Origin of the sequence: Neobacillus cucumis, from assembly GCF_016908975.1 — a bacterium.
Classification (GTDB): domain Bacteria; phylum Bacillota; class Bacilli; order Bacillales; family Cytobacillaceae; genus Neobacillus; species Neobacillus cucumis.
This window is the reverse complement of the sequence record NZ_JAFBEX010000018.1, coordinates 107,370-116,256: the sequence shown is the minus strand read 5'-3', so window position 1 is coordinate 116,256 and position 8,887 is coordinate 107,370. Positions and strand designations below refer to the sequence as shown.

The following is an 8,887-nucleotide window of genomic DNA, read 5'->3' as shown; positions in this document are numbered from 1 at the left end:
TCACACCCGTTCCCATACCGAACACGGAAGTTAAGCTTCTCAGCGCCGATGGTAGTTGGGGCAAGCGCCCCTGTGAGAGTAGGACGTTGCCAGGCTGTAATATTATTCCGCAGTAGCTCAGTGGTAGAGCTATCGGCTGTTAACCGATCGGTCGTAGGTTCGAGTCCTACCTGCGGAGCCATTTTTATGGAGAGCTGTCCGAGTGGCCGAAGGAGCACGATTGGAAATCGTGTAGGCGGGTAACCCTGTCTCAAGGGTTCAAATCCCTTGCTCTCCGCCATAATATATCTGGCCCCTTGGTCAAGCGGTTAAGACACCGCCCTTTCACGGCGGTAACACGGGTTCGAATCCCGTAGGGGTCACCAAAGTTTTTCTTGATAGAGAAAATAACTATCATATTTCTGGAGGATTAGCTCAGCTGGGAGAGCATCTGCCTTACAAGCAGAGGGTCGGCGGTTCGATCCCGTCATCCTCCACCATAATATTTAAATTATTATTATCGCGGGGTGGAGCAGTCCGGTAGCTCGTCGGGCTCATAACCCGAAGGTCGCAGGTTCAAATCCTGTCCCCGCAATTGGTCTGGTAGTTCAGTTGGTTAGAATGCCTGCCTGTCACGCAGGAGGTCGCGGGTTCGAGTCCCGTCCAGACCGCCATATGTTGGCTCAGTAGCTCAGTCGGTAGAGCAAAGGACTGAAAATCCTTGTGTCGGCGGTTCGATTCCGTCCTGAGCCACCATTTAATAGTTTTGCCGCTGTAGCTCAATCGGTAGAACAACTGATTCGTAATCAGTATATTGTCGGTTCAATTCTTCTCTTTGCCAACAGTTGCTGGCAATTATGTTTCTTATATGTGGAGGGGTAGCGAAGTGGCTAAACGCGGCGGACTGTAAATCCGCTCCCTCCGGGTTCGGCGGTTCGAATCCGTCCCCCTCCACCATTTATAGGGGTATAGTTTAAAGGTAGAACGAAGGTCTCCAAAACCTTTGGTGTGGGTTCGATTCCTACTACCCCTGCCAATTATATTGTGGCGATTGTGGCGAAGTGGTTAACGCATCGGATTGTGGTTCCGACATTCGTGGGTTCGATTCCCATCAGTCGCCCCATAATATAACCAATTTTTATAAGCATTGGGCTATAGCCAAGCGGTAAGGCATCGCACTTTGACTGCGACATGCGTTGGTTCAAATCCAGCTAGCCCAGCCATTTTGCGGAAGTAGTTCAGTGGTAGAACACCACCTTGCCAAGGTGGGGGTCGCGGGTTCGAATCCCGTCTTCCGCTCCAATATTTTGGCGGCATAGCCAAGTGGTAAGGCAGAGGTCTGCAAAACCTTTACCACCGGTTCGAATCCGGTTGCCGCCTCCAAAATGTTATGAATAAGCAATGCTTTTATTATGCCGGGGTGGCGGAACTGGCAGACGCACAGGACTTAAAATCCTGCGGTAGGTGACTACCGTACCGGTTCGATTCCGGTCCTCGGCATTGCTTTACACAACTTAATACGCCGGTGTGGCGGAATTGGCAGACGCGCACGACTCAAAATCGTGTTCCGTGAGGAGTGTCGGTTCGACCCCGACCACCGGTATACTAGGCAGCTAGCCAAAGCTGTCAAATGAAGGCTTTCGACAGTTCATGTTGGAAGTCTTTTTTGTTGTTTCAACAAGACTGAAATTAGTTAAAATCATATGCTTTGAATCTTATGCTGAGGGAGATACGATATCAAGAAGAAGAGGACGGCTAAAGATGATGAGTTGAAAGTAGTAATGCAAAAATTACTGATAAAAAAAGAGATGGACGTTAGAAATTAAACAAAGCAAATTAATTGTTAAAAACATCGATTATAACAGCGGCAAAAGAAACACAAAACCTTGTAGATAGGGGGGGGCTTTTGAGGAAGGTGCTAGTGCGATATCAAATGATGATGCAAGAAAATACTTTATTAATGAAAAAGCAGCAATCTTCCTAATAGCTACCTGGGAGTTGCCGAACTATACGACAAGCCCTTATTTTTCACAAGAGTTTAAAGATAAAATCGGTTACTTTAAATTCCCGCTTTATGAAGGCGGTAAAGGTACAGATCAAAACAGTTATGTTGGCGGTCCCGGTATTGGTTTATTTGTCGCACAAAACTCTAAAGTAAGAAAACAGGCTGAAGATTTTGCTGCATTTCTTGTAAAGGAGTGGGGGGATAAATCAGTTAGGGCTGCAGGGGTCATTCCAGCAACAAAAGTAGATACAACTTTCTCCAATGTACAATGATATCTTGAAAGATTTAAACAGTTCATCAATTATAACAACTTATTTTGATACCCAGTCAACAACCCGCAGAATCAAAACTATACGATCAACTGATTACTGCATTATTTGGAAAGCAAATCACACCTGAGGATTTTGCCAGACAACAAGAAGACGTAATCGTTAAAGACAGAAGTAAGTATTGAGTTTTAGTATATTTTGCTTATGAAAGAGGACATAAGAATTATGTCCTCTTTCACATTTATTCGGGAGATATTCACAGGATTTCAATCAGGGCACCGTTAACGTAACAAAAAACGGAAAATGAAAGGGTTTTCTAAAGAAAGTGGTATTTTTTCTAATCGCTGTTACCTTTTAATAAAAACTTTAAATGTTAAAATTTATTTATACATAAAATCTTCTAAAAATGCCTGAAGGGGGAGTACATGGTTGAAAAAGAAAACGATCAGAATTTAATGACAAATGGTCATTCTAAATTCAAAAAACTTAGTTTATCTAGTGGACAAACGAATTGATTTATAGTAAATTAATAATTGTTAATAATCAAAAAAATTTAGGGGGTAATTAAATGAAAAAGTGGAAAGGCTTTCTCAGTAGTTTCCTAGTAGTATTTCTAGTAGTTATGCTAGCTGCCTGTAGTGCTGGTGGGCAGGATGTTAGCAAGAATGCAAGCGGTAACAGTACGGGAGGAAAAAGCGGCAAACTTAAAATTGGTTTATCTGTAGGAGATTTAACACTGGAAAGATGGCAGCATGACAGGGATATCTTTGTAAAAGAAGCAAAAAAACAAGGTGCTGATGTTTTAGTGCAGTCGGCGGATGGTGATGCAGCGAAACAATTATCACAGATCCAAAATATGCTTTCACAAGGAATTAACGCCCTTGTTATTATTTCAGTTAACTCTGATTCTCTTTCACCAGTTGTAGAGCAAGCTAAAAAACAAGGTATTCCGGTTGTAGCATATGACCGCTTAATCAACAATGCCGATGTTGATGCTTATGTTTCATTCGATAATGTTAAAGTAGGGGAAATGCAAGCTGAAGCTATAGTAAAACAAGTACCAAAAGGCAATTACTTCTTATTGGGCGGTTCTCCAACTGATAATAATGCGAAACTGTTTAGACAAGGCCAAATGAATGTTCTTAAGCCTCTAATTGATAAAGGTGATATTAAAGTTGTTGGTGACCAGTGGGCTAAAAACTGGGATGCTAATGAAGCTATGAAACTCATTGAAAATGGTTTGACGGCTAATCACAATAAAGTTGATGCAATTGTAGCATCAAATGACAGCACAGCTAGTGGTACAATTCAAGCGTTAGCAGAACAACATTTAGATGGAAAAGTTGCGGTTTCTGGACAAGATGCTGACTTGGATGCTGTACAACATATTGTTGAAGGCACACAAACAATGACTGTTTACAAGCCAATCCAATTACTCGCAACAAAAAGTGCGGATGTAGCTGTTCAACTTGCTAAAGGTGAAAAAGTTACTGGAGACAGTACAATCAACAATGGTAAGGTGGATGTTCCATACATCATGCTAACTCCAATCGCGGTAACTAAAGACAACGTCATGGATACGATTGTTAAAGATGGATTCCATACCTACGATGAAGTTTACAAAAACGTTCCAGCTAATGAGCGTCCAGCGAAAAAATAGCAGCTATTAAAGAGGATGTGGGATGCCAAGTCCCCATCTTCTCTTTTAAAAGACTTAAATAATAATTTAGCTCCAGCGCCAAGTCCCAAAAGCAATAATAGTTTTATTAGATTGATAGGGGCAACTCAAAGGCGTTTGCGCTTTTCTTAGGAGGTCATTTATGTATGGAAGCTTATGCACTCCAAATGCAAGGTATAACAAAAGAGTTTCCCGGTGTTAAAGCTTTAAATAACGTGACATTCTCCATACACAAAGGAGAAATTCACGCCCTATGTGGTGAAAATGGCGCAGGGAAATCAACATTAATGAAAATATTAAGCGGGGTTTATCCGAGTGGAACCTATAGCGGTAAAATTTTGATAAATGGAAATGAAGTTTCCTTTAAATCCATTAAAGAATCCCAGGAAGCAGGAGTATCGATCATTTATCAGGAGCTTGCGCTCGTAGGGGAAATGACAGTAGCGGAAAACATTTTTCTTAGCCATGACCTAATGAGAAGAAAATTCATTGATTGGGATAAAATCAACTCTGAAGCAAAACAATGGCTTAGTGCAATTGGGCTGGATATTAATCCTGAAACAAAGGTAAACCAATTAACTGTTGGGAAGCAGCAGCTGATTGAGATTACGAAAGCATTAACACATCATACAGACATCTTAATTTTAGATGAACCGACAGCTGCGTTAACAGAAAGTGACGTTGAAATCCTGAAAGGACTATTGCTGGATTTAAAAGCAAAAGGTGTTACTTGTATCTATATTTCCCACAAGCTTGGTGAAGTAATGGACTTAGCCGATAATGTAACCATTCTTCGTGATGGGCAAACGATTGGTACATACCCAATTGAAGAAATGACAGAAGATAAAATCATTGCGAAAATGGTTGGAAGAGAGCTCACTGAATTATTTCCATATGAACCTCGTCAAATTGGCGGAGCAGTTTTAGAAGTCGATCATTATTCCTTTTATGATAAACATGCACAGAAATCAATTATTAAAAATGCAACTTTTAACCTGAAAAAAGGTGAAATTCTTGGCATTTCAGGGTTAATGGGAGCTGGCCGAACAGAGCTTTTTACAAGTATTTTTGGCGGCTTGGAGGGAAAGAAAGAAGGCCGGATTGTTATTGACGGCAAGGAAGAAAAAATTCAAAAACCAGCCGATGCCATTCAAGCAGGTTTAGCCTATGTTTCGGAGGACAGAAAAAGATATGGTCTTGTGTTGGGGATGAGTATAGCAAAAAATTCAACATTGGTTGCCCTAAATAAGGTGCTTAAATTTAAGGTAATTGATAATGCATTAGAGGTAAAAAGATCTGAAGAGATTACGAAAAAAATGAAACTAAAAGCTCCTAATCTCGAGGTAAAAGTCAGCCAGTTAAGCGGCGGAAACCAGCAAAAGGTTGTCTTGAGCAAGTGGATCCTAAATAATCCAAAAATTCTAATTTTGGATGAGCCGACTAGGGGAATTGATGTTGGTGCAAAATATGAAATCTATAAAATCATCAATGAACTTGCTGAACAAGGCGTAGGAATTGTGATTATTTCTTCAGAATTGCCAGAGGTGCTTGGAATGTCCGACCGTATCCTCGTTATGTCTGAAGGTGAGATCAAGGGTGAGTTCACTAGGAATGAAGCAACGCAGGAAAAAATCATGGCATGTGCCACTGGAGGGAGAAAACTGTGAGCAGTCAAGTATCTACAACAAACATAAAACCACAAGCTAAAAAGTCAGTCGGCTTTAAATTTGATCTTCAATCCTATACATTAATTATTGCTCTTGTTGTGATTGCAATTATCTTCGGATTTTTCACTGGCGGGGATTTTTTATCATCCCGAAATTTATCAAACTTATTTACCCAGATGGCTGTGATTTCTGTGCTGGCGGTTGGTATGACATTGGTTATTGTTGCTGGGCATATTGATTTATCAGTCGGGTCAATTGTCGGTTTAACTGGTGGAATTGCAGCAATCCTACAAGGTTGGATGGGCTGGAATACTGTAGCATCCATTGTTGCAGCTCTTGTAGCAGGCGCAATCATTGGTTTATGGCAAGGTTGGTGGACTGCTTATCGCAATGTTCCATCGTTTATCGTTACCTTGGGTGGAATGTTAATTTTTCGTGGCGTTTTACTTGGACTAAGCAAAGGCCAAACTATTTCAGGACTTAGCAACAGCTTTGGCGAAATTGGAAGCAGCTTTTTGCCATATATTGTTGGTTGGATTCTTGCTTTCATCGGTGTTGTCCTTCTTTTCTTTTCCAAAGCCCGTTCAAGAGCTAAACGTCAGACACTGGGATTAATCAATCCTGCATTAGGAATTGATTATGGCAGAATTATAGCCTATTCAGTATGTATTTTATTCTTGACTTATATGCTAAATCGTTATCTCGGTATACCACTTCCACTGTTAATTGTTGTTGTATTAGCGGGAATATTCATGTTCACTTCCAATAAGACATCTTTTGGGCGTTATATCTATGCAATTGGAGGAAACGTAGAAGCCGCAGCGCTATCAGGAATCAATATTAAACGCAATATATTATACGTTTTTGTTTTAATGGGTGCATTAGCCGGGGTTGCTGGCGTACTGCTGACAAGCCGCCTGAATGCCGCAACAACGGATGCAGGTTCATCCTATGAACTGGATGCCATCGCCGCTTGTGTAATCGGCGGTACAAGCTTAATGGGTGGTAAAGGAAATATCGTTGGTGCCATCATTGGTGCCTTAATTATGACGAGTATCGACAATGGTATGAGTATGATGAATATTGAGGCATTCTGGCAATACATCGTAAAAGGCATGATTCTCATTCTGGCGGTTTGGATGGACATTTCCAACCAGAAAAAATAAGTTTCACTATAAACTCGCCAATCGGCGAGTTTTCTTTATATTTGAGGTGCAAATAAACGATTAACAACACACCATATTATCAAGTGTGCCGGCTCGTTAATTTAATTAGCCATGCATTAGCAACTGGGATGCGGCACTTGCAACCCCACCTAACGCCATAAAACTCAGGGCACGACCACGCTTTTGAATAAACCATTGGGGAACAAGCGTATTAGAAATAAGCGTCATGCCTCCTTGACAAATAATTGAATTAGAAAGAAACCAACCGCCATCAGCCATGTATTTGCGACAAAGCTATTAAAAAACAACCAAGTAATAGGCTAACATTTACATCATTTTTCTTTGACCTAAACTATCCACCAATCAACCGATGAACATAATAAGTATGCCTGAACATATTGTGGTAAAAGTATAAAGACTTGAGAATTCCGAATGGGTCCGTTCAAAACTTTTTATGTATTCATCAAAAAAAGCTGACCTCCATGTATGGAAGCCAGCTATCACCATATTATTTATCACCATAGGGGTCAATGGTTTGAATTGTTCCGTCTTCGTTATATTTTAGTTCCGTGAACTTCACCGAACGCTTATGGTCCACACCATCCGATAGAGAGCAATCATGATAGAACAAATACCACTTGTCCTTAAATTGGACAATCGAATGGTGGGTAGTCCAGCCAATGACCGGAGTAAGAATGGTTCCTTTGAATACAAATGGTCCTTGTGGGTTTTCGCTTACCGCATATACGATTTTATGAGTTGTCCCCGTTGAATAGGAGAGATAGTAAAGCCCATTATATTTATGAACCCAAGGGCCTTCAAAATATCTTCGGTCCTCGTCACTCGCAAGAATTGGATGGCCGTTTTCATCTACAATAGAGATTTCCTTCGGTTCACTTTTAAATGTCAGCATATCATCGCTTAGTTCCGCTACTCTTGGTCCTAAAGCTGGTTCTGTAGGAGCGGGACCATCGGCATCCGGTTGGAATTCTCCTGTCTGCCACTTCTCCAACTGACCTCCCCATAGTCCTCCGAAATAAACATAGGCCCTTGAATCATCATCTACTAGCACTGCTGGGTCAATGCTGAAGCTGCCTGGTATGTAATTTTCCTCAGCTTTGAAAGGTCCTGCTGGATTCTTGCTTGTTGCTACACCAATTCGGAAAATACCATCTTTATCTCTTGCTGGGAAAAATAAATAATACGTGTTATTTTTGTAAGCAGCATCTGGTGCCCAAAGCTGTTTACTGGCCCATGGAACATCTCTTAAGTGAAGCGCTTCTCCATTGTCGACACATGGTGCGTTTTCATCATCCATCGATAAAATATGGTAGTCTTCCATCGCATATTGATCACCACTACCATCATCAATAGTTTTTCCAGTATGTTCAATATCATGGGAAGGATAAATATAAAGCTTTCCTTCAAAAACATGGGCAGAAGGATCTGCTGTAAAAATATGAGTTACTAAAGGTTTATCTTGTTTTGAGTTTTTCACCATATATATCTCTCCATTAAAAAGTATTTACGCTTGCATCTTTATTATAACTGAAAGTTTGCATCTTTGTATACCCGGACAACAAAGTTTTTTTGATAAAATTTTCGAAGGAAAGAGGGGAGTGATCAAACAGTTGGAATGGTAAGATCTATACAGAATGAAACAATCACTATAAATGAAAAAAAAGGTAATTTGGAGAATTAAACTTAGGCTTATTTACCTACTTAAAGCCAGAATCAGAATACTTTTGAACAGGACCTGAAAATGCAGCGATATAGAGGATAACCCACATTCCTGTTAGAATATCTAACAATGTTTTTTGTTTAAAAACATTTGGGTCTAAATACTAAATTTAATAAATAAGGGAAATATTAACCAAGCATTTTAAAGAGGGGCTCTATACTTATGCCTGAAATAAAGTAAGCATATAATATACATTTTATTCAATTAAACTATCAAAAACTCATGTTAAACTCGCTATATAATGTTATTTTTACCCGATTTCATATGATTTTTTTGGTCATTAAACTCGTCATATAAGTTAAGAGATGGAAAGAGTGATAGAAGAATATATTACCAATATTTAATAAAAAAAGTTTAGGGGCCTTTTTTGCTGCTCTTGATA

At 40.1% G+C, this 8,887-nt stretch carries 7 protein-coding genes, 15 tRNA genes and 1 rRNA gene; 22 read left to right on the top strand and 1 reads right to left on the bottom strand.

The window, feature by feature from the left end; translation table 11 throughout:
* The 22 genes from rrf to JOC76_RS21510 all read left to right on the top strand — a co-directional run.
* A 5S ribosomal RNA gene (gene rrf, locus JOC76_RS21615) occupies nt 1-95 on the top strand; the annotation flags it as partial.
* An 11-nt stretch (nt 96-106) separates the two neighbouring features.
* Nucleotides 107-181, top strand: a tRNA-Asn gene (locus tag JOC76_RS21610).
* Nucleotides 182-188: 7 nt separating this feature from the next.
* A tRNA-Ser gene (locus JOC76_RS21605) sits at nt 189-280 on the top strand.
* A 10-nt stretch (nt 281-290) separates the two neighbouring features.
* Nucleotides 291-365, top strand: a tRNA-Glu gene (locus tag JOC76_RS21600).
* Between the two features lie 38 nt (nt 366-403).
* A tRNA-Val gene (locus tag JOC76_RS21595) sits at nt 404-479 on the top strand.
* A 21-nt stretch (nt 480-500) separates the two neighbouring features.
* A tRNA-Met gene (locus JOC76_RS21590) sits at nt 501-574 on the top strand.
* A 2-nt stretch (nt 575-576) separates the two neighbouring features.
* Nucleotides 577-653: transfer RNA gene (locus JOC76_RS21585), tRNA-Asp, on the top strand.
* A 6-nt stretch (nt 654-659) separates the two neighbouring features.
* Nucleotides 660-735: transfer RNA gene (locus JOC76_RS21580), tRNA-Phe, on the top strand.
* Nucleotides 736-851: 116 nt separating this feature from the next.
* A tRNA-Tyr gene (locus JOC76_RS21575) sits at nt 852-936 on the top strand.
* A 5-nt stretch (nt 937-941) separates the two neighbouring features.
* Nucleotides 942-1,015, top strand: a tRNA-Trp gene (locus tag JOC76_RS21570).
* Between the two features lie 11 nt (nt 1,016-1,026).
* A tRNA-His gene (locus JOC76_RS21565) sits at nt 1,027-1,102 on the top strand.
* Nucleotides 1,103-1,127: 25 nt separating this feature from the next.
* Nucleotides 1,128-1,202: transfer RNA gene (locus JOC76_RS21560), tRNA-Gln, on the top strand.
* Nucleotides 1,203-1,206: 4 nt separating this feature from the next.
* Nucleotides 1,207-1,281: transfer RNA gene (locus JOC76_RS21555), tRNA-Gly, on the top strand.
* A gap of 7 nt (nt 1,282-1,288) precedes the next feature.
* Nucleotides 1,289-1,362: transfer RNA gene (locus tag JOC76_RS21550), tRNA-Cys, on the top strand.
* Nucleotides 1,363-1,393: 31 nt separating this feature from the next.
* A tRNA-Leu gene (locus JOC76_RS21545) sits at nt 1,394-1,479 on the top strand.
* A gap of 21 nt (nt 1,480-1,500) precedes the next feature.
* A tRNA-Leu gene (locus tag JOC76_RS21540) sits at nt 1,501-1,582 on the top strand.
* Nucleotides 1,583-1,819: 237 nt separating this feature from the next.
* Complete coding sequence (locus JOC76_RS21535) at nt 1,820-1,963, top strand: hypothetical protein (RefSeq protein WP_205180838.1); 144 nt, start codon at nt 1,820-1,822, stop codon at nt 1,961-1,963.
* Nucleotides 1,906-2,256, top strand: a complete 351-nt coding sequence (locus tag JOC76_RS21530) for an extracellular solute-binding protein (RefSeq protein WP_372441989.1) — start codon at nt 1,906-1,908, stop codon at nt 2,254-2,256. The genes JOC76_RS21535 and JOC76_RS21530 overlap by 58 nt, the downstream gene beginning before the upstream one ends.
* A gap of 44 nt (nt 2,257-2,300) precedes the next feature.
* A complete protein-coding gene (locus tag JOC76_RS21525) occupies nt 2,301-2,438 on the top strand; it encodes a hypothetical protein (protein ID WP_205180836.1) in 138 nt (45 codons plus the stop codon).
* 383 nt (nt 2,439-2,821) lie between these two features.
* Nucleotides 2,822-3,913: a D-xylose ABC transporter substrate-binding protein gene (gene xylF, locus JOC76_RS21520; RefSeq protein WP_205180835.1), complete on the top strand. Its 1,092-nt coding sequence runs from the start codon at nt 2,822-2,824 to the stop codon at nt 3,911-3,913.
* 164 nt (nt 3,914-4,077) lie between these two features.
* On the top strand, nt 4,078-5,598 hold the full coding sequence (locus JOC76_RS21515) for a xylose ABC transporter ATP-binding protein (protein WP_205180834.1): 1,521 nt from the start codon (nt 4,078-4,080) through the stop codon (nt 5,596-5,598).
* On the top strand, nt 5,571-6,764 hold the full coding sequence (locus tag JOC76_RS21510) for a sugar ABC transporter permease (protein ID WP_205180833.1): 1,194 nt from the start codon (nt 5,571-5,573) through the stop codon (nt 6,762-6,764). The genes JOC76_RS21515 and JOC76_RS21510 overlap by 28 nt, the downstream gene beginning before the upstream one ends.
* Before the next feature lie 508 nt (nt 6,765-7,272).
* Here the strand turns inward: JOC76_RS21510 and JOC76_RS21505 are convergent.
* Nucleotides 7,273-8,265 (bottom strand): glycoside hydrolase family 43 protein, encoded by a 993-nt coding sequence (locus JOC76_RS21505; RefSeq protein WP_205180832.1) that lies wholly within the window; start codon nt 8,263-8,265, stop codon nt 7,273-7,275.
* Nucleotides 8,266-8,887: the final 622 nt, after the last annotated feature.